The 19,833-nt window shown below is 62.3% G+C and carries 13 protein-coding genes; 4 read left to right on the forward strand and 9 right to left on the reverse strand.

Translation table 11 applies throughout. The features are described from left to right. Nucleotides 1–51: 51 nt before the first annotated feature. From VIZ63_RS20550 to VIZ63_RS20560, 3 genes are all read right to left on the reverse strand, one after another. The gene (locus tag VIZ63_RS20550; protein ID WP_331611649.1) at nucleotides 52–1,536 is read right to left on the reverse strand and encodes a glutamate synthase subunit beta; all 1,485 of its coding nucleotides are present in this window, start codon (nucleotides 1,534–1,536) and stop codon (nucleotides 52–54) included. Nucleotides 1,537–1,624: 88 nt separating this feature from the next. Next, nucleotides 1,625–6,256: a glutamate synthase large subunit gene (gltB, locus tag VIZ63_RS20555; RefSeq protein WP_331611650.1), complete on the reverse strand. Its 4,632-nt coding sequence runs from the start codon at nucleotides 6,254–6,256 to the stop codon at nucleotides 1,625–1,627. 595 nt (nucleotides 6,257–6,851) lie between these two features. Continuing rightward, complete coding sequence (locus tag VIZ63_RS20560; RefSeq protein WP_331611651.1) at nucleotides 6,852–7,301, reverse strand: hypothetical protein; 450 nt, start codon at nucleotides 7,299–7,301, stop codon at nucleotides 6,852–6,854. 307 nt (nucleotides 7,302–7,608) lie between these two features. On the opposite strand from VIZ63_RS20560, the gene VIZ63_RS20565 reads away from it, so the two are divergent. Next, nucleotides 7,609–8,658: an SH3 domain-containing protein gene (locus tag VIZ63_RS20565; RefSeq protein ID WP_331611652.1), complete on the forward strand. Its 1,050-nt coding sequence runs from the start codon at nucleotides 7,609–7,611 to the stop codon at nucleotides 8,656–8,658. Between the two features lie 380 nt (nucleotides 8,659–9,038). Beyond that, a complete protein-coding gene (locus VIZ63_RS20570; protein ID WP_331611653.1) occupies nucleotides 9,039–9,740 on the forward strand; it encodes a pirin family protein in 702 nt (233 codons plus the stop codon). 92 nt (nucleotides 9,741–9,832) lie between these two features. On the opposite strand, the gene VIZ63_RS20575 is transcribed toward VIZ63_RS20570, so the two are convergent. Continuing rightward, nucleotides 9,833–11,854 (reverse strand): M3 family metallopeptidase, encoded by a 2,022-nt coding sequence (locus VIZ63_RS20575; RefSeq protein ID WP_349261241.1) that lies wholly within the window; start codon nucleotides 11,852–11,854, stop codon nucleotides 9,833–9,835. 108 nt (nucleotides 11,855–11,962) lie between these two features. Here VIZ63_RS20575 and VIZ63_RS20580 point away from each other — a divergent pair, with 108 nt between their 5' ends. Next, a complete protein-coding gene (locus VIZ63_RS20580; RefSeq protein ID WP_331611655.1) occupies nucleotides 11,963–12,502 on the forward strand; it encodes a gamma carbonic anhydrase family protein in 540 nt (179 codons plus the stop codon). A 78-nt stretch (nucleotides 12,503–12,580) separates the two neighbouring features. Here the strand turns inward: VIZ63_RS20580 and aroE are convergent, their stop codons facing one another. Together aroE and hemB are read right to left on the reverse strand one after the other, a co-directional pair. After that, on the reverse strand, nucleotides 12,581–13,411 hold the full coding sequence (aroE, locus tag VIZ63_RS20585; RefSeq protein WP_331611656.1) for a shikimate dehydrogenase: 831 nt from the start codon (nucleotides 13,409–13,411) through the stop codon (nucleotides 12,581–12,583). Nucleotides 13,412–13,478: 67 nt separating this feature from the next. Further along, complete coding sequence (gene hemB, locus VIZ63_RS20590; RefSeq protein WP_331611657.1) at nucleotides 13,479–14,489, reverse strand: porphobilinogen synthase; 1,011 nt, start codon at nucleotides 14,487–14,489, stop codon at nucleotides 13,479–13,481. An 86-nt stretch (nucleotides 14,490–14,575) separates the two neighbouring features. Here hemB and VIZ63_RS20595 point away from each other — a divergent pair, with 86 nt between their 5' ends. Further along, on the forward strand, nucleotides 14,576–15,172 hold the full coding sequence (locus VIZ63_RS20595; RefSeq protein WP_331611658.1) for a DNA-3-methyladenine glycosylase I: 597 nt from the start codon (nucleotides 14,576–14,578) through the stop codon (nucleotides 15,170–15,172). 194 nt (nucleotides 15,173–15,366) lie between these two features. Here the strand turns inward: VIZ63_RS20595 and VIZ63_RS20600 are convergent, their stop codons facing one another. From VIZ63_RS20600 to VIZ63_RS20610, 3 genes are all read right to left on the reverse strand, one after another. Next, complete coding sequence (locus tag VIZ63_RS20600; protein WP_331611659.1) at nucleotides 15,367–16,212, reverse strand: 23S rRNA (adenine(2030)-N(6))-methyltransferase RlmJ; 846 nt, start codon at nucleotides 16,210–16,212, stop codon at nucleotides 15,367–15,369. 143 nt (nucleotides 16,213–16,355) lie between these two features. Further along, nucleotides 16,356–17,276, reverse strand: a complete 921-nt coding sequence (hemF, locus tag VIZ63_RS20605) for an oxygen-dependent coproporphyrinogen oxidase (protein WP_331611660.1) — start codon at nucleotides 17,274–17,276, stop codon at nucleotides 16,356–16,358. A 15-nt stretch (nucleotides 17,277–17,291) separates the two neighbouring features. Continuing rightward, nucleotides 17,292–19,820, reverse strand: coding sequence for a DNA topoisomerase I (locus tag VIZ63_RS20610; protein ID WP_331611661.1), 2,529 nt, complete (start codon nucleotides 19,818–19,820; stop codon nucleotides 17,292–17,294). Nucleotides 19,821–19,833 lie beyond the last annotated feature (13 nt).

The following is a 19,833-nucleotide window of genomic DNA, read 5'->3' on the forward strand; positions in this document are numbered from 1 at the left end:
GGATCGCCTGCCGGTCCACTCAGATTGCAGGAAAAACGTCAGCCGACTGCCTCACGGCAACTCGGTCGTTCCCATCAGGTACCGATCGCATTCACGCGCCGCGCCGCGACCTTCGTTGATCGCCCACACCACGAGGCTCTGGCCACGGCGGCAGTCGCCGGCGGCGAAGACGCCCTTGATGTTGGTGATGAACTTGCCGTGTTCGGCCTTGATGTTCGTGCGCGGATCGGCTTCGAGGGCGAGGTCCTTGAGCAGCATCTGCTCGGGACCGAGGAAGCCCATGGCGAGCAGGACGAGCTGCGCCGGATGCGACTTCTCCGATCCGGGCACTTCGACCGGCACGAACTGACCCTTGTCGTTCTTCTGCCAGCCGATCTGTACCGTCACGACTTCGCTGACGTGGCCTTGCGCATCGGCACCGAAACGCTTCACCGTCGTGAGATAGGTACGAGGGTCGGCGCCGAACTTCGCGGCTGCTTCTTCCTGGCCGTAGTCCATCTTGTAGACCTTCGGCCACTCCGGCCATGGGTTGTCGTCGGCGCGATCCAGCGGCGGCTTGTCCATGATTTCGATCTGGGTCACCGTCTTGCAGCCATGACGCACGGCGGTGCCGACACAATCGGTGCCGGTGTCGCCGCCGCCGATCACGATCACGTCCTTGCCCTTCGCATGAATCGGAGTGTGGTCGGGGCCGCCGTTCAGCAGCGCCTGGGTGCTGGCAGTGAGGTAGTCCATCGCGAAATGCACGCCATTGAGCGAGCGGCCTTCCACTGGCAGATCGCGCGGCTGCGTTGCACCCGTGCACAGAACGATCGCGTCGAAGTCCTTGCGCAGCAACTGCGCCTCGACGTTGTCGCCCACGTTGGCATTGCAGATGAATTTCACGCCTTCCTGCTCCAGCAGCTGGATGCGGCGTTCAACCACTTCGCGCTTGTCGAGCTTCATGTTCGGAATGCCGTACATGAGCAGGCCGCCGGGGCGGTCCGCGCGCTCCAGCACCGTGACGGTGTGGCCGGCGCGATTCAATTGCGCGGCGGCTGCGAGTCCCGCAGGGCCCGAACCGATGACGGCGACCTTCTTGCCCGTACGATTCTTCGGCGCTTCCGGAAGAATCCAGCCCTCGTCCCAGCCCTTGTCGACGATGGAGTTCTCGATCGTCTTGATCGTGACCGGAGGGTTGTTGATGCCGAGCACGCACGAGCCTTCGCACGGCGCCGGGCATACGCGGCCGGTGAATTCCGGGAAGTTGTTGGTCATGTGCAGGCGGTCGAGCGCTTCGCGCCACAGACCGCGGTAGACCAGATCGTTCCATTCGGGAATGACGTTGTTGACCGGGCAGCCGGAGGCCATGCCGCTGATCAGTTTGCCCGTGTGACAGAAGGGAACGCCGCAATCCATGCAGCGCGCCGCCTGATTGCGCAGGCGTTTATCTTCCATGTGGTGATGGAATTCTTTCCAGTCGCGAACGCGATCCTGCGGCGTGCGATCGACGGGCAGCTCCCGCAGGTACTCGATGAATCCGGTCGGCTTTCCCATGTTTACTTCGTAAGGCTGTAGGCGCTAGGCACCAGGCTGTAGATAGGAGCGAGCGTCCGCTCGCTCCACCTTTGTTTTGCCGGAGTTCTCAGTTCCCGCCGACACGCGACGTATCGCGGGCGTTCTCTTCGAACGCTTCCATGATTGCGTCGTCGCCGGTGAGCCCCTGCTCGTGAGCGCGGGCGATACAGGCGAGCATGCGCTTGTAATCACGCGGCATCACGCGCACGAACTGTTTCACCGACTGATCCCACGAATCCAGCACCTGCTTCGCGCGGGCGCTGTTCGTGTAGTGCAGGTGACGTTCGACCATGGCCTTCACGGCAGCGATGTCTTCGGGTTCTTCCAGCCCCGTGATCTCGACCATGTCCGCGTTGATGTTGACGCGCGCGTCGCCGCGTTCATCGAAGATGTACGCCACGCCACCGGACATGCCCGCGGCGAAGTTGCGGCCGACGGCGCCGAGCACGATCACACGGCCGCCGGTCATGTACTCGCAACCGTGATCGCCAACGGCTTCGACGACCGCATGCACGCCACTGTTACGAACGCAGAAGCGTTCGCCGGCCATGCCCGCGAGATACACCTCGCCGCTGGTGGCGCCGTAGAGCGCGACGTTGCCGACGATGATGTTTTCCCAGGTGGAGAACGTGGCTCGCTTCGACGGATAGACGATGAGCTTGCCGCCCGACAGGCCCTTGCCGACGTAATCGTTGGCGTCGCCTTCGAGCCGGAGCGTCATGCCGCGTGGCACGAACGCACCGAAGCTCTGACCGGCTGAACCCGTGAGACCGATCTGGATCGTGTCTTCGGGCAGGCCGGCCGCACCGTACTTGCGAGTGACCTCGCTCCCGGTGATGGTGCCGAACACTCGGTTGATGTTGCGGATGGCCAGATTGGCGCTGACCTTCTCGCCGCGCTCGAGTGCGGGTTTGCAGATATCGAGCAGCTTCGTCATGTCGAGCGACTTTTCGATGCCATGATCCTGCTCGATCTGCTTGAAGCGGCCGATCTCGTTGCCGGCATCGGGCTGGTACAGCAGGTTGCTGAAGTCCAGGCCCTTTGCCTTCCAGTGGGCAACGGCCTTGCGGGCTTCGAGCTTGTCGACGCGACCGATCATTTCCTCGATCGTGCGGAAGCCCAGCTGCGCCATGAGTTCGCGCATCTCCATTGCGATGAAACGCATGAAGTTCACGGCATGCTCCGGCTTGCCGGCGTACTTCTCGCGCAGGCGCGGATCCTGGGTCGCAACACCGGCAGGGCAGGTGTTGAGATGACAGACGCGCATCATGATGCAGCCCGTCGCCACCAGCGGCGCGGTCGCAAAGCCGAACTCTTCCGCACCGAGCAGCGCAGCGACGACCACGTCGCGGCCCGTCTTGAGCTGGCCGTCGGTTTCCACGGCGATGCGCGAACGCAGATTGTTCATCACGAGCGTCTGGTGAGTCTCGGCGAGGCCGAGTTCCCACGGCAGGCCGGCGTGCATGATCGATGTCTGCGGCGAAGCGCCCGTGCCACCGTCGTAACCGCTGACCAGCACGACGTCGGCATGTGCCTTCGCCACGCCTGCGGCCACTGTGCCGACACCGACTTCCGCAACCAGCTTGACGCTGATGCGCGCATGACGATTCGCGTTCTTGAGATCGTGAATCAGCTCGGCCAGGTCTTCGATCGAATAGATGTCGTGATGCGGCGGCGGCGAAATCAGGCCCACGCCCGCGGTCGTGTGACGTGTCTTGGCGATCGGTGGGTACACCTTGCCGCCAGGCAGCTGGCCGCCTTCGCCGGGCTTCGCGCCCTGCGCCATCTTGATCTGGATTTCACGCGCACTGACGAGGTACTCGCTCGTGACGCCGAAGCGTCCCGAGGCGACCTGCTTGATCGCCGAGTTCTTCGAATCGCCGTTCGCCATTGCCTGGTAGCGCTCGGGATCCTCGCCGCCTTCGCCGGTATTGCTCTTGCCGCCGATGCGGTTCATCGCGATGGCGAGCGTCTCGTGTGCTTCCTTGCTGATCGATCCGTAGGACATCGCGCCTGTCTTGAAGCGCTTCATGATGGCTTCGATCGGCTCGACGTCCTCGAGCGGGATCGACTCGCCGTTCTTGAATTCCAGCAGGCCGCGCAGCGTGCAGATGTTGGTCGACGCGTCGTTCACCAGCTTCGTGTATTCCTTGAACACGGCGAAGTTCTCGGTGCGGACGCTCTTCTGCAGGCGGTGAATGGACTCGGGATTGAACAGGTGATGTTCGCCGTCCGAGCGCCACTGGTACAGGCCGCCAACCGGCAGCGTGTGGTTGTCGACGCGGCGATCCGGGAACGCAGCCTTGTGGCGCACCAGCACTTCCTGCGCGATGACATCCATACCGATGCCGCCGATACGCGAGGCCGTCCAGCTGAAGTATTCGTCGATGACGTCCTGACGCAGGCCGACCGCTTCGAATACCTGGGCGCCGCGATAACTCTGGATCGCGGAGATGCCCATCTTCGCCATGACCTTGATGACGCCCTTGGTCGCGGCCTTGACGAGGTTCTGGCAGGCCTTCTTGTGATCGATGTTGACCAGGCGATCGTCGCGGATCATGCCGTCGATGGTTTCGAACGCGACGTACGGGTTGATGGCGCTGGCGCCATAGCCGATCAGCAGCGAGAAGTGATGCACCTCGCGCGCCTCACCGGTTTCGATCACCAGGCTCACGCGAGTACGCAGGCCTTCGCGGATCAGATAGTGGTGCAGGCCCGCCATCGCCAGCAGCGCCGGGATGGGCGCGAACTCGCGATTCACGCCGCGATCGCTGAGGATGAGGACGTTCACCTCTTCCTCTTCGATCATGCGGCGCGCCATGAGGCGGATTTCTTCCATCGACTTCACCAGGCCCTTCTCGCCGCGGGTGACGCGGAACAGGCTCGGCAGCACGCCGACCTTGAGGCCAGGCAGATCCATGCGGCGGATCTTGGCGAACTCCTCGTTGGTGAGGATCGGCCACTTCAGTTCGAGACGACGGCAGTCCGCCGGCTGCGGATTGAGCAGGTTGCCTTCCGAACCGAGACGGGTTTCGGCGGACGTGATGATCTCTTCGCGGATGCAGTCGATCGGCGGATTGGTGACCTGCGCGAACAACTGCTTGAAGTAGTCGTACAGCAGGCGCGGCTTGTTCGACAGCACCGCGAGCGGCGTGTCATTGCCCATCGAGCCCACCGCTTCGACGCCGCTCTGCGCCATCGGCGCCAGCAGCAGACGTTCGTCTTCGAAGGTGTAGCCGAACGCGATCTGACGCTGCAGCAGCGTGTCGTGATCGGGCTGCGGCACTTCCGGCGCCTGCGGCAGATCGTTCAGGTGAATCTGGTGATCGTCGAGCCACTCGCGGTACGGACGCTCGGACGCAATGGCCTTCTTGATTTCCTCGTCCGGAACGATGCGGCCCTGTTCGGTATCGACCAGGAACATCTTGCCGGGCTGCAGGCGGCCTTTGCGGACGATGTCGGCCGGATCGATTTCCAGCACACCGGCTTCGGACGCCATGATGACCACGTCGTCCTTCGTCACGTAGTAGCGCGAGGGACGCAGACCGTTGCGATCGAGCAGGGCGCCCATCTGCTTGCCGTCGGTGAAGCAGATCGATGCCGGGCCGTCCCACGGTTCCATCAGTGAGGAGTGGTACTGGTAGAACGCGCGCTTGGTGTCGTCCATGGTCTGATGGTTCGACCACGGTTCGGGAATCATCATCATCATCGCGTGCGGCAGCGAGCGGCCGGCGAGCACCAGCAGTTCGAGCGTGTTGTCGAACATCGCGGAGTCGGAGCCGTTCGGATTGATGATCGGCAGGATCTTGCTGATGTCATCGCCAAAGGCGGACGACGCGAACAGCGCCTCGCGCGCGTTCATCCAGTTCGCATTGCCGCGAACGGTGTTGATCTCGCCGTTATGGGCGATGAAACGGTACGGGTGGGCGCGGTCCCAGCTCGGGAACGTGTTGGTGCTGAAGCGCGAGTGCACCAGCGCCAGCGCCGTTTCCATCGACGGATCGCTCAGATCCGCGAAGTACTGGCCCAGCTGCGCGGTGAGCAGCATGCCTTTGTAGACGATCGTCTTGTGAGACAGGCTCGCCACGTACCAGGAGGCGGCGCCTTCCATCGTCGAGGCACGGATTTCGCTGTAAGCCCGCTTGCGGATGACATAGAGCTTGCGCTCGAAGGCCAGCTCGTCATTGATCTCGGCGTTGCGGGCCACGAAGACCTGGCGCATGAACGGTTCGCAGGACTTCGCCGTCTCGCCCAGCATCGAGTTGTTGGTGGGGACCGTGCGCCAGCCGAGGATATGCTGGCCTTCGGACTGTACGATCTGCTCGAACTTCTCTTCGATGCGCCGACGCAGCGTCGCGTTACGCGGCAGGAAAACGATGCCGCAGCCGTAGAAACCGGGCTCGGGCAGATCGATGCGCGCCTTCCTGGCGGCTTCCTTCAGGAACTTGTGCGGCATCTGCAGGAGGACGCCTGCGCCGTCGCCGGTATTCACCTCGGCGCCACATGCACCACGATGATCCAGATTGGTGAGGATCTCGAGACCACTTTGCAGGATCTTGTGCGATTTGCGGCCCTTGATGTCTACGATGAAACCGACGCCGCAGGCGTCGTGTTCATAGGCCGGGTCGTACAGACCCTGCTTTCCGGGTCGGACAGTCCGGCAGGATCCCGCCGCCTCTTCGTGGTGCTGTGTGCTCATGTTGGATTACCGCTTGAAACCGTAACATCGACCAAATTCTGCACAGAATCCGCGCTTTTTCGCGGCTTCTGGGGGCAGGAGCCGTCGTACGGCCCAGCGTGGGGCCGCCAGCGACGAGCATTCCTGCCGGTGTCGGTTCGCTACAGCCCGAAACTTCGGGGAGCCATGGAGCGAACCCATTGCGCAAACCGCAGCCCCGTTCTGGATGCATAACGCGGGCCGGATCGTGACCTGCTTCCAGTTCGGGCCGAGGCTCGGAAGACCTTCACCGGCCACAGCCGGGGAGTCTAAGCAACTGATTCAGTTGGGGAGATTCAGGCGACACGTACCCGAGCACGCATCCTCGAGGGACGGTGACGGCCTGCGCTTGTTGAATACAACCCGAAGGAAGACGGGCCATATTACAGAGGGACACATCTGCGTCAATGCGGCGCAGTATGGCGTGGAGAGCACCCGACTGGGCCAGCCGGCCAACCGGCTAACCGGCAGGAGCGTGACTTTCGACCTCTCGCCGATTTGCCAGTGAGCCAGTCAGCCGGTTGGCCAGTTAGCCAGTCAGCCGGTGGGCCAGTTAGCCAGCGAACCAGTGAGCCAGCTAGCCAGTCGGCCTCTGCCACTTCGCATGGATCACCCGCCAGTCGTCCCCCTGCTTTCGCATCGTCACGTCGAAGTCGTACACGTCCGCAGCGAGACTCCAGGCGTTCGCCGCATCGGCTTCCCGACCCACCATGCCGACGGTCACCTGCAGACGTGCTTCATCCGGATGAGGAAATTCGATGCCCTCGATCCGGGTCAGCAAATGGATGGACTGATTGGCGATGAAGTAACCCTGCATGTAGCGGCGCAGCTCGTCACTGCCTTGGCCGTAGCCGTCGCGAAAGTCGGCAGCGACGAAGTCCATCAGATCGCCGACGTCGCGGGCCTTGGCGGCCATTTCCATGGCGTCGATGGTTCGTCGAACCTGTGACTCCGGCGAGTCCGAGTCCGAACAGCCCGCGGCTGCCAGCGCCGCGATGACGAGGAACAACGGACGGAGGCGCGACATAGATGCTCTGTAAACCACGAGGCCGACACTATTGCGTGCCCATGTCATCGAGGCAATCGACGTCTGCACCTTGGTCCAATGGCTGCGGCCGCAGCGTTGCCCAAGCATCCTGCGGGCTGCGCCCTTGACCCTCCATAGGGGCCATGCTCAGATCGCGGCGGCGCGCGGCTTTTGCCAGAGTCTTTAGAGTCTTTGATGTTGCGGCAGGATTCCGCGCCTGCAGGCATCGACTGGCTTCGATGCTGCTCTGTCCTAAGGATGGGACTGTTGGAGAATTTTCGTACCGTCCTGTCGGGGAGAACAACTCATGAAGTCTTTGGTCGCACCGCCTGCGAGTGTTCCGGCTGCCGTGCTCACGGCGTTGTCGATGATGGCGCTGTCCTCTGTCCACGCCGCGGACGGACCGCTGGCCGTGAAGAAGGGATCGGGTGGCTCCGAAGTCCAGGGTTCTGCCGGTCCCGGTGGATCGCAGGGCGACAACGGCAACGAGAAATGCGACAAGCCGATGGGTGCCCTGGCCGTCGTCGAGCCGCAGGATTACGTGTCGCAGTCGCTGTCGCGCTATGGCTTGCAGTCACCGACCGGCATCATTCGCATGATGGTCCAGCAGTCGAACTGCTTCATCGTGGTCGAACGCGGCATCGGCATGCAGAACATGATGCAGGAGCGCGCGCTGGCCGAATCCGGTGAACTGCGCCAGGGCTCGAACATGGGCGGCGGCCAGATGGTCAGCGCCGACTTCGTGCTGACACCCGCTGTCGTCTTTCAGGAGAACAATGCCGGCGGCATGGGCGGCGCGCTCGGCGGATTGATCGGCGGTTCCGGTGGGCGTGCGCTGGGCGCGATTGCCGGCGGCGTCAAATTCAAGGAGGCGCAGACCAGCATGCTGGTGGCGGATGCGCGCAGCGGCGTGCAGGTAGCTGCAGCCGAAGGCAGCGCCAAGAAAGCGGACCTGCGACTCGGTGGATTCCTCTGGGGCGGCAGTGCGGCCGGTGGCGCCGGCGGCTACGCCAATACCAACGAGGGCAAGATCCTCGCAGCCAGCCTCGTCGACAACTACAACAACATCGTGCGCTCCGTGCGCGGCCAGCCCAGCCTGCACCGCGATGTCGGCACGCTCGCTGAAGAGGCCGGCAAGAAGACCAGGAGCGGCGCCGTGTTCAACGAAGGCGACACCGTGGTGCCGAAGCTCGGCAACCTGAAGGTCTATTCAACCCCGTCGGAGTCCGGCAAGGCCGTGGCGACGCTCAGCAAGGGCGATGAAATGATCGTGATGGGCGAAGAGGAAGGCGGCTTCATCAAGGTCGAAACCGCGAATGGCGGCGGCTGGGTGAAGAAGGTGCTGATCTCCAAGTAATCCTGCGATCGCAGGATTACGGCTAACTGGCTAACTGGCTAACTGGCTAACTGGCTAACTGGCTAACTGGCTAACTGGCTAACTGGCTGACTGGCTGACTGGCTAACTGGCTAACTGGCTGACTGGCTGACTGGTCTGCTGGCCAGAGGAAGGCAGGGCGGACGTTCTGCTTTCCTCTTTCTCTGGCTGGCCGCTGCCAGCTTGGCGATCCGGCGGTGGTTCGATTCCGGCCGGCTAGCCAGTTAGCCGGCTAGCCAGTTAGCCGGTTGGCCAGTTAGCCGGTTGGCCAGTTAGCCCTCCTCAATGACTCTTATTCCCCCACCCCTCTAAATTCTTCCTCGTTCCGGCCCTATCCTCCTTCTCCAACAAAGGAGGTCTGCATGATCACCGTACGCAAGGCGGAAGACCGGGGCACGAGCCGCATCGGCTGGCTCGACAGCCATCACACGTTCAGTTTTTCGGATTACCACGATCCCAGGCACATGGGGTTTCGGTCGCTGCGCGTCATCAATGACGACACCGTCGCGGCGGGTGCGGGCTTCGGCACTCATGGTCATCGCGACATGGAAATCATCACGTACGTGCTCGACGGTGCGCTCGCGCATTCGGACAGCATCGGTACGGGGTCGGTGATTCGTCCGGGCGACGTGCAGAAGATGAGCGCCGGCAGCGGCATCCGTCACAGCGAGTTCAATCACTCGCAGACCGATCCGGTGCATTTTCTGCAGATCTGGATCATTCCGGATCGTGCTGGCGTGCAGCCGGGATATCAGCAGCTCAACTTTCCGCGCGAAACGAAGGTCGGCAAGCTGGTGCTGGTCGCGTCGAACGAGAAGCGTGAGGACCTCATCCACATCGAGCAGGACGCGAAGATGTACGTGACCTTGCTCGAGTCGTCAGAGCAGACGGTTTCGCACACGCTCGCAGCAGGTCGCCATGCGTGGATTCACGTCGCGACCGGCTCGGTGGTAGTGAACGGCCAGACGCTGCGGGCCGGTGACGGCGCGGCAATCACGGATGAAGCGACCATCGAGATCAGCGGCTCGCCTGCGGGCGAAGTGATCCTGTTCGATCTGGGATGAGGAAGCTGATAGTGGAGAGTTGAAAGTGGATAGCTGAAGCAGGATTGCCCGCTATCCACTGTTCACTATCAACTATCCACTGGTCTCGCGGGCTAGGCCGCGAGACCCAGCTGCTTCAGCAGCGGCTCGATCTGCGGCTTGCGGCCGCGGAAATCGACGAACGCCTCCATGGCATCGCGGCTGCCGCCCTGTTCGAGGATGGAAGACAGGAAACGGCGCGACACCGTCTCGTTGAAAATGCCTTGTTCTTCGAAGGCGCTGAATGCGTCGGCTGCGAGCACTTCGGCCCATTTGTAGCTGTAGTAGCCGGCCGCGTAGCCACCCGAGAAAATGTGCTGGAAGCCGTGAGCAAAGCGGTTGAAGGCGGGTGGCTTGATGACGGCGACGCTGTCGCGCACCTCGCTGAGGATCTGCATGATGCGATCGACGCCTTCGCCCGCGACCTCGCTGTGAATGCGCAGATCGAACAGTGCGAATTCCAGCTGACGCACGCTTGCCATGCCGGCCTGGTAGGTGCGCGAGCCGAGCAGTCGCTGCAGTTCTTCCTGCGGCAGCGGCTCGCCAGTCTCCACGTGCGCCGAGATCAGCGGCAACACTTCGGGACGCCACGCAAAATTTTCCATGAACTGACTCGGCAGCTCGACGGCGTCCCAGGCGACGCCATTGATGCCGGCGATGCTCGGGTAATCGACGCGCGTCAGCATGTGATGCAGGCCGTGGCCGAACTCGTGGAACATCGTGACGACTTCGGAATGGGTGAGCAGCGATGGCTGCTTGCCGGCCGGCGGTGTGAAATTGCAGACGAGATACGCGACCGGCAGCGTGGTGCTGGCCGCATCGAGGTGTTTACGGCCGACGCATTCGTCCATCCATGCGCCGCCGCGCTTTTTCGGCCGCGCGTACAGGTCGACGAAGAAACTGCCACGACGTGAACCGTCGGTATCGAAGATGTCGTAGAAGCGCGCATCCGCGTGATAGAAGTCGACGCCGGTGCGCTCGACGATGCGTACGCCGTAGAGCCGTTCGGCAACCGTGAACATGCCGGCGAGCACTCGCGGCACCGGGAAGTAGGGCCGCAGAGCTTCTTCCGATAGAGAGAATTTCTGCTGCTTCTGCCGCTCGGCATGGAAACCGACATCCCAGGCATTCAGCGCGCGACCGGCGAACTTGCTCAGCTCGGCAAATTCCTGCGCTGCTACGGGCTTGCTCTTGATGGCCAGCTGCTGCAGAAACTCGCGCACCTCGGTCGTCGAGGAGGCCATCTTGGTGGCCAGGGAGTACTCAGCGTAATTGTCGAAGCCGACGAGATTCGCCAGCTCGCGTCGCGTCGCGAGAATCTGTGCCATCAGCGCGCTGTTGTCCCAACGCTCGGGCGACAGGCCCTGATCAGATCCGCGTGTCACCCAGCCGTGATAGAACTCCCGGCGCAGATTTTCGTTATCCGCGTGCATCAGCACCGCGGCGTAGTTCGGCGCGTCCAGCGTGAACAGCCAGCCATCCTTGCCGGCAGCCTGCGCGGCTGCGCGGGCGCGCTGCACGACGGGAGCGGGGAGTCCTTCGATTTCAGCCTCATCGGTCACGTGCCGCGACCATGCGTTGGTCGCGTCCAGCACGTTCTCATCGAACTTCGACTGCAGGGTGGTCAGCTTCTCCATCAACGCCTTGAACTCGCGCTTGCGATCCTCGGGCAGGGCGACGCCAGCGAGACGGAAGTCCCGCAGCGCGTTCTCCAGCAGCTTGCGTTGCGCAGGACTCAGGCGTGCGCCTTCGTTTTTCTGGATGAACTCATACGCCTGATACAGCGCGGCGTTCTGCGCCAGATCCGTGTGCCATGCAGTCAGCAGCGGCAGGCAGGCATTGTAGGCGGCGCGCAGTTCGTCGCTGTTTACGACGCCGTTCATGTGACCCACCGGAGACCAGGTGCGCGACAGGCGATGCTGCATTTCTTCCAGCGGCACCACGAGTGTCTGCCAGGTATTCGCCTTTGCGCCGAGCAGCGCCTGAAGTTTTGCGCGGTTCTCGTCCAGCACCTGACGAATGGCCGGCTCGATATGCTCCGGGCGGATGGCGCTGAACGGGGGAAGTTCGTGGCTTTGGAGCAGCGGGTTGGTCATGTTCTGATAATCAACAATGGACAATTGATAATGGACAATGAAAGCTGATCGAGAATCGATGTTGGGCCCGCTATATCAATTGTCAATTGTCAGTTGTCAATTCACGTCATGACCATCTCTGCCTACCGTTCCGTCATGCCCACCCTGGGTGCCCGCGTCTACATCGATCCGGCCGCCGTCGTGATCGGAAAAGTCACGATCGGCGACGATTCGTCCGTCTGGCCGACGGCGGTGATTCGCGGTGACGTCAATTCGATCACCATCGGTGCGCGTACCAGTATTCAGGATGGTTCGGTGCTGCATGTCTCCCATGACGGTCCGTATCGGCCCGGCGGCCGGGCGTTGTTCGTCGGCTCGGACGTCACTGTCGGTCATCGGGTCACGCTGCATGCCTGCACGATCGGCAATACCTGTCTGATAGGCATAGGCGCGATCCTGCTGGACGATGTGATCACAGAAGATTTCGTGATGGTTGGCGCCGGCAGCCTGGTGCCGCCGGGCAAGAAACTGGAGAGCGGCGGGTTGTACGTCGGCAGCCCCGCGAAGCGGGTGCGCGATCTCAAACAGAGCGAGATCGAATTCCTGAAATACTCAGCGGCGTACTACGTGAAGGTGAAGGACGAATACCTGGAAGCAGTTGGTAGTTGATAGGGGATAGTTGATAGCGAAGAGGAGTGTGGAGCCCTTCCGAGCTATCAACTTTCAACTATCCCCTATCAACTTCCCCTACTGCTTCTTCACCGCTTCCAGCACGGCCCTGGTATCCGGTTTCACGCCGCGCCACAGATGGAATGCTTCGGCCGCTTGCTCGACCAGCATCCCCCAGCCGGTTTCTGCACGCCCGGCGCCGGCGCTTTTCGCCCAGCGCGTGAACGCCGTGTCGCCTTTGCCGTAGGCCATGTCGTAGCACAGGGTCGTGGGACCGATCACTGACGGTGGAATCGGTGGGATGGTGTCCTGCAGGCTCGCCGAGGTGGCGTTCAGGATCAGGTCGAAGGTGCCGGTCGTGCTGATGGCATCGAAGCCACAGGCTTTGATTTCTCCCAGCAGACGAAATTCGTGCGCGAGTTGGGTCGCGCGGTTGCCGTCGCGATTCGCGATCTCGATCCTCTCGGGGGCGGCGCCAAGCAATGGCCCGAGCACGCCACGTGCAGCACCGCCCGCGCCGAGCAGCAGGATGCGTATGTTCGCGATATCGAGCGAGAGATTCTTCGTGAGATCGGTGATCAGGCCCGCACCGTCGGTATTGTCGCCGAGCAGGCCTTCTTCCTGAGCGGCGATCGTGTTCACCGCCCCGGCGATTTCAGCCCGCGGCGTGCGAAATCGCATCAGCAGGGCGACCGCCTGCTTGTGCGGCACGGTGACATTCAGCCCCTTGCCGCCGGAGGTGAAGAACTCATCGACATCCCGTTCGAGATTCTCGGGAGCGACCTCGAGACGGGAATAGGTGAGCGACTGATTCGTCTGCTTGGCGAAGAGGCCGTGGATGAACGGCGACCAGCTGTGTGAGATCGGAAAGCCGATGACGGCGTAGCGATCCGGAGTCGAAGAATTCATGCGCGCCTGTATGCCAGAGAACGTTGCAGGTGTCCGTGAAGCAAATCGAACTTCACGAACCCGGGCTTCAGCCCGTGCGGCTCCACCGCGCAGCCTGTTTTGCGAAATATGTCAGGATGCCGTCGGCGCCCGCGCGACGAATCGACAGCAACGATTCCATGATGGCGCCGCGCTCGTCGAGCCAGCCGTTGCGGATCGCCGCCATCAGCATCGCGTACTCGCCGCTCACCTGATACACGAAAGTCGGCGCGCCGAAGGTGTCCTTCACTCGCCTCACGATGTCGAGGTACGGCAGGCCCGGCTTGACCATGATCATGTCGGCGCCTTCCTGCAGATCGAGTGCGACCTCGCGCAATGCTTCGTCGGAGTTCGCCGGATCCATCTGGTAGGTGTACTTGTTGCCCTTGCCCAGATTGCCCGCCGAGCCGACGGCGTCGCGGAACGGGCCGTAGAAATTCGAAGCATATTTCGCCGAGTACGCGAGGATGCGCGTGTTGCTGTGGCCTTCCAGTTCGAGCGCTTCGCGGATCGCGCCAATGCGGCCATCCATCATGTCGCTGGGTGCGACGACGTCGGCGCCCGCCGCGGCATGTGACAGCGCCTGCTTGACCAGCGCTGCAACGGTGATGTCGTTCAGGACATAGCCGCTGGCATCGATGATGCCGTCCTGGCCGTGTGTCGTGAACGGATCGAGCGCGACGTCGGTGATCACGCCGAGTTCGGGTACGGCCTGCTTGACCGCACGAATGGCGCGTTGCGCGAGGCCGTCCGGATTCCACGCTTCCACGGCGTCGAGACTCTTGGCCTCGCCCGGCGTGACCGGAAACAGCGCCAGTGCCGGAATGCCGAGCTTCACCAGCTCTTCGGCTTCACGCACCAGCTCATCGATGCTGACGCGCTCGACTCCCGGCATGCTCGCGACGGCTTCGCGCTGGTTGCGGCCCTCGATCACGAACATCGGATAGATCAGGTTGTCCGGGCCCAGCGTCGTTTCGCGCATCAGTCGGCGCGAGAAATCGTCGAAGCGCATGCGGCGCAGACGGGTGCGTGGAAATTCGCCGGTTTCTCGGTCGGTCATGGCAGGCTCGGGGCTTGAGAGTCGGGGTTCGGGGCGGAGAAGATATCCCCGTCGAAGCCTACAACCTACCGCGGGATGCCTCAAACATGTCTGCAGCCAAGAACAAGACCCGCTGTCAGTGGGTCGCCAACGGCAATGATCTCTACGTCAGCTACCACGATACCGAGTGGGGAGTGCCGGCGTGGGACGAGCAGACCCAGTTCGAATTCCTCATCCTGGAAGGCGCGCAGGCAGGATTGTCCTGGTCGACCATCCTCAACAAGCGCGATGGGTATCGCGCCGCATTCGCCGGCTTCGATCCCGAAAAGATCGCGCGTTTTGGCAAGCGCGATGTCACCCGACTGATGAAGGATGCCGGCATCGTGCGCAACCGGCTGAAGATCGAATCGACCATCGGCAATGCCAGGGCCTTTCTCGAGTTCAGCGAGAAGGTCGGTTCATTTTCGCAGCATCTGTGGAGCTTCGTCGGCGGCAGGCCGATTCAGAACGACATCCCCCCGCATGGCAAGGTCCCGGCGACCAGTCCCGAGTCCGACGCGCTGAGCAAGGATCTCAAGAAGCGCGGTTTCAAGTTCGTCGGCAGCACCATCATCTACGCGCACATGCAGGCAACGGGAATGGTGAACGATCACCTGACGAGCTGCTTCAGGCACAAGGAGTGCAAGAAGCTCGGAAAGGGATGACGTGGCTCGCTGTCCGAGCCCCGTTGGTCACGGGAAGGCCTGCGGCAAGTAGTCTGCGAAGACGCAGCAGGAGGGCCGCGCCGACGCGGCAGGTCAGACCAACATTCTGACTTGCTCGCGTAGCGAGCCGGCCTGCCGATCCCATCGGCCTGCCTGCCGCAGGGCCCGCGTGCTCACGAAGTGAGCCTTGTCTTCTACTCCCCCACCAGCCATTCGATCCGCACGCTGCCGGTTTTGTCCGGTGACAGCAATTGCAACAGTTCACCGAGCGCTTCGCGCATCGCTGTATCGAGTTGCCACGGCGGGTTGGCGATCAGCATGCCGGAGCCATTGAGGCCCATCGGCGAATCCACGGGCTTCGCATGGAATTCGAGCAGCAGCAATTTGCGCAGGCCGGACTGCTGCAGTGAGGCGTGAAAACGCCGGTAGTCGCCATCGAGCTTGATCGGATACCACGCCGCGAACACGCCGTTGGGCCATCGCTCCAGGCCGAAGCGCAACGCCTTCTCCAGTGCGACGAATTCGTCGGCAGCTTCGTAGGGAGGATCGATCAGCACCAGGCCGCGATTTTCTTTGGGTGGCAGATAACCCTTGAGCGATGCATAGCCATCGCCCGTGATGACCGACACGCCACGACGTCGTGGCAGGGCTCTTTCCAGCGCGCGCGCTTCCTGCGGCTGCTGTTCGACGAAGACGACGCGATCGGTGGCGCGCAGCGCGGTCAGTGCCAGCAGCGGCGAACCGGCGTATTGCCGGAACTGGCGTGACGTTTTCTCCGACGTCGCAGATGCAGCTTGCAGGTACGCGACGAGGTCGGGATTCGCAGGCTGGGCCTCGTGCAAGCGACCGATGCCCTCGCGCCATTCGTCGCCGCGCGATGCATCCTCAGAATGCAGGTCATACAGGCCGCGTCCGGCATGGGTATCGAGAAAGAACAGCGGCGTCGGCTTGCGCGTGAGGCGAGCCAGGATCGCAAGCAGCACGACGTGCTTGTGAACATCGGCGAAGTTGCCGGCGTGGAAGGCGTGGCGGTAATTCAAGGCGGTGACCCGGATCCGGAAGGTAGCGGCGGCCAGTATGCTTGACCCGCAGCGATTGCAGACGACAACAGCCTGAAAGGATCGGCGTACAGCCGGGGCGCAGCGAATCAAGGTGCTGCGCAGCAATTGCTGGCGTTACGCTGCTACGTAAGTTCGCTCAGCCAGTCGCGAGGCCGCAGGAAATCCGCGTAAAGACGGGCTTCCGGAGAGCCGGGCGGCGGCTGCCAGTTGTACTCCCAGCGAACCAGTGGCGGCATCGACATGAGGATGGATTCCGTACGACCGCCCGACTGCAGGCCGAACGACGTGCCGCGGTCGTAGACCAGGTTGAATTCGACGTAACGGCCGCGACGGTACAGCTGGAACTGACGCTCGCGCTCGCCCCATGTCATCGCGCTGCGGCGTGCGACGATCGGCAGGTACGCGTCGAGGAAGTGATCACCGACGCTGCGCTGGTAAGCGAAGCAGCGTTCGAAACCCCAGTCATTGAGGTCGTCGAAAAACAGACCGCCGACACCGCGTGTTTCATTGCGATGCTTCAGGAAGAAGTAGCGGTCACACCATTCCTTGTGCTCCGGATACACCTGCTCACCGAACGGCATGCAGGCTTTCTGCGCCGTGCGATGCCAGTGCAGCACGTCCTCTTCGAACGCGTAGAAGGGTGTGAGATCGAAACCGCCGCCGAACCACCAGACGGATTTGTCGTCGTCGCCGGCGCTGAAGAAGCGCACGTTGGCGTGGGTCGTCGGGACGTAGGGATTGAGCGGGTGAATGACGAGCGACACGCCCATGGCTTCCCATGCCGCGCCTGCCAGCTCAGGCCGTTGTGCCGTCGCTGCCGGCGGCAATGCCGTGCCCTTCACGTGCGAAAAATTGACGCCAGCCTGTTCGAAGATACCGCCGTTGCTCAGTACCCGGCTTTCGCCGCCGCCGCCCTCAGCGCGCTGCCAGCTGTCGTGTTGAAACTTCGCCTGGCCGTCGGCCTGTTCGAGGCCGGCGCAGATGCGGTTCTGCAGCTCGCGCAGGTAGGCGAGCACGGTCTGCACGTTGTCGGATGTACTCATCGTCGCGCCCCGGAGCTACTTGCCTGCAGGCTTCTTGCTCTTCGCCGTCTTGACCGACGCGGGCTTGGCGGTTTTTGCCGCCTTCTTTGCTGGCGCCTTCTTCGCAGCGGCTTTCTTTGCCACCGTCCGGGCTGCAGTCTTTGCTGCTGCCTTGAGAGGGCGTTCTTCCGCTACTTCTTTTGCTTCCTTGGTCGCTGTGTTCTTCCCGCCGAACTTCTTCGCGCCGAAACGACCGCGACGCACTGGCGCTGCGGCGAGCAATTCCTTGCACTCGTCCAGCGTCAGCGTGTTCGGTTCGCGCTCCTTCGGAATCTTCGCGTTCTTGGCGCGATCGGTGATGTAGGGGCCGTAGCGGCCGTTCAGCACCTGGATGCCTGCTTCCGGGAAATCGAGAATGATGCGATTGGCGTCCAGCTCTTCCTTCGCCTGAATCAGCTCCAGCGCACGCGGCAGTTCGACGGTGTACGGATCGTCGTCCTTGATCGATGCGTATTTCTTGTCGCCGTACTGCACGTAGGGGCCGAAGCGGCCGATCGCGACGCGGATGGGTTTGCCGTCTGGCATGTGGCCCACCGTGCGCGGCAGTTTGAACAGCTCGAGCGCTTCTTCGAGCACCAGGGCATCCATTCGTTGATGCGGGCGCAGGCTGGCGAACTTGGGCTTCTCTTCGTCGTTCTTGGTGCCCATCTGCACGAACGGACCATACTTTCCGTAACGCACGGAAATCGGCTTGCCGGTGACGGGGTCCGCACCGAGTTCGCGGGCTTCGGAGACGTCTTCGCGCGTGACTGATTTGTCGACGAAGTCGACCTGTTGCTTGAAGTCCTTCCAGAAGCGCTCGAGGACCGGGATCCATTGTTCCTTGCCATCGGCAATCTCGTCGAGATCGTCTTCCATCTTGGCGGTGAAGCCATAGTCGACGTAGTGCTCGAAATTGCGGGTCAGGAACTTGTTGACGATCTTGCCGAGGTCGGTGGGGAAGAAGCGCTTGGTTACCAGCTCGGCGTACTTCTTGTTGGTCAGCGTCTGGATGATGCTGGCGTACGTCGACGGACGGCCGATGCCGTACTCTTCGAGCGCTTTCACGAGACTCGCCTCCGAGTAGCGCGGCGGCGGCTCGGTGAAATGCTGTTCAGGCCGCAGTGCGAGCAGCTTCAGTTCGTCACCGACATTCATCGCCGGCAGGATGCGGTCATTGTCGTCCTCGGCGACGTCGTCGAGCCCTTCCTTATAGACGGCGATGTAGCCGGCCTTCACCAGCGTCGAGCCATTGGCGCGCAACACGGCCGCGGCGCCGTCGCGCTTCGCATTCTTGCCGGGCACCAGATCGATGGCGACGGTGTCGTAGACGGCCGGTTCCATCTGGCTGGCCACCGCACGTTTCCAGATCAGGGTGTAGAGCTTCAGCTGTTCCGGATCGATCTTGCCTTCGAGCCGTTCCGGCGTGACTGACGCAGAGGTCGGGCGGATCGCTTCGTGCGCTTCCTGAGCATTCTTCGACTTGGTCTTGTAGACGCGCGGCGCCTCGGGGACCGAGTCCTTGCCGTACATGGTCTCGATGACCTGGCGGATTTCGGCGATCGCTTCGTTCGCGAGATTGACCGAGTCGGTACGCATATAGGTGATGAGACCGACCGCGCCTTCGCCGAAGTCGACACCTTCATACAGCTGCTGCGCAGTCCGCATGGTGCGCTGAGCGCCGAAACCCAGCTTGCGCGCCGCTTCCTGCTGCAGCGTCGAAGTCGTGAAAGGCGGTGATGGATTGCGCCGGCGCTGCTTGCGATCGATCGAGGTGACGCTGAGATTGCCGGCCGCGGCCTGCTCGATCCCTGCGCGAACATCGCTCGCCTGGGCCTCGTTGGTCACGGTGAACTGTTCGGCTTTCTCGCCGCGGTATTCGATCAGCCGCGCCGGGAACGGATGTGTCGCCTTCTGCGCATCGGCGTCGATGGTCCAGTATTCACGGGAGACGAACTTGCCGATCTCTTCTTCGCGCTCGCAGATGAGGCGCAGGGCCGGGCTCTGCACGCGACCCGCGGAGGCGCCGGGCAAGCCGGCCTTTTTCCAGAGCAGTGGCGACAGATTGAAACCGACGAGGTAGTCCAGTGCGCGCCGTGCCTGTTGCGCGTTCACCAGATCCTGGGAGATTTCACGCGGCTGCTGAATGGCTTCGCGGATCGCGTTCTTGGTGATCTCGTAGAACACCACGCGGTGCACGTCCTTGCCGTCGAGCGCGTTGGAATCCTTCAGCAGCTCGGTCAGGTGCCAGGAAATCGCCTCGCCTTCGCGGTCAGGGTCGGTCGCGAGATACAGCGCACTGGCTTTCTTCAGCGCCCGGGCGATCGCCTGAACGTGCTTTTCGTTCTTCTCCAGGATCTGATAGCGCATCGCGAACTTGTGCTTCGGATCGACGGCGCCTTCCTTCGGCACCAGATCGCGCACGTGGCCATAGGAAGCCAATACCTCGAAATTATTTCCGAGGTATTTCTTGATGGTCTTCGCCTTCGCAGGCGATTCGACGATGACGAGATTCTTCTGATCCATAAAAAAAGAAAAC

Origin of the sequence: Povalibacter sp., assembly GCF_036520495.1 — a bacterium.
Taxonomy (GTDB): Bacteria; Pseudomonadota; Gammaproteobacteria; order Steroidobacterales; family Steroidobacteraceae; genus Steroidobacter.

What these genes read in the sequence shown, in the direction of transcription:
- VIZ63_RS20550 (WP_331611649.1), bottom strand. Translation starts at nt 1,536, where the DNA reads ATGGGAAAGCCGACCGGATTCATCGAGTACCTGCGGGAGCTGCCCGTC.
- gltB (WP_331611650.1), bottom strand. Translation starts at nt 6,256, where the DNA reads ATGAGCACACAGCACCACGAAGAGGCGGCGGGATCCTGCCGGACTGTC.
- VIZ63_RS20560 (WP_331611651.1), bottom strand. Translation starts at nt 7,301, where the DNA reads ATGTCGCGCCTCCGTCCGTTGTTCCTCGTCATCGCGGCGCTGGCAGCC.
- VIZ63_RS20565 (WP_331611652.1), top strand. Translation starts at nt 7,609, where the DNA reads ATGAAGTCTTTGGTCGCACCGCCTGCGAGTGTTCCGGCTGCCGTGCTC.
- VIZ63_RS20570 (WP_331611653.1), top strand. Translation starts at nt 9,039, where the DNA reads ATGATCACCGTACGCAAGGCGGAAGACCGGGGCACGAGCCGCATCGGC.
- VIZ63_RS20575 (WP_349261241.1), bottom strand. Translation starts at nt 11,854, where the DNA reads ATGACCAACCCGCTGCTCCAAAGCCACGAACTTCCCCCGTTCAGCGCC.
- VIZ63_RS20580 (WP_331611655.1), top strand. Translation starts at nt 11,963, where the DNA reads ATGACCATCTCTGCCTACCGTTCCGTCATGCCCACCCTGGGTGCCCGC.
- aroE (WP_331611656.1), bottom strand. Translation starts at nt 13,411, where the DNA reads ATGAATTCTTCGACTCCGGATCGCTACGCCGTCATCGGCTTTCCGATC.
- hemB (WP_331611657.1), bottom strand. Translation starts at nt 14,489, where the DNA reads ATGACCGACCGAGAAACCGGCGAATTTCCACGCACCCGTCTGCGCCGC.
- VIZ63_RS20595 (WP_331611658.1), top strand. Translation starts at nt 14,576, where the DNA reads ATGTCTGCAGCCAAGAACAAGACCCGCTGTCAGTGGGTCGCCAACGGC.
- hemF (WP_331611660.1), bottom strand. Translation starts at nt 17,276, where the DNA reads ATGAGTACATCCGACAACGTGCAGACCGTGCTCGCCTACCTGCGCGAG.
- VIZ63_RS20610 (WP_331611661.1), bottom strand. Translation starts at nt 19,820, where the DNA reads ATGGATCAGAAGAATCTCGTCATCGTCGAATCGCCTGCGAAGGCGAAG.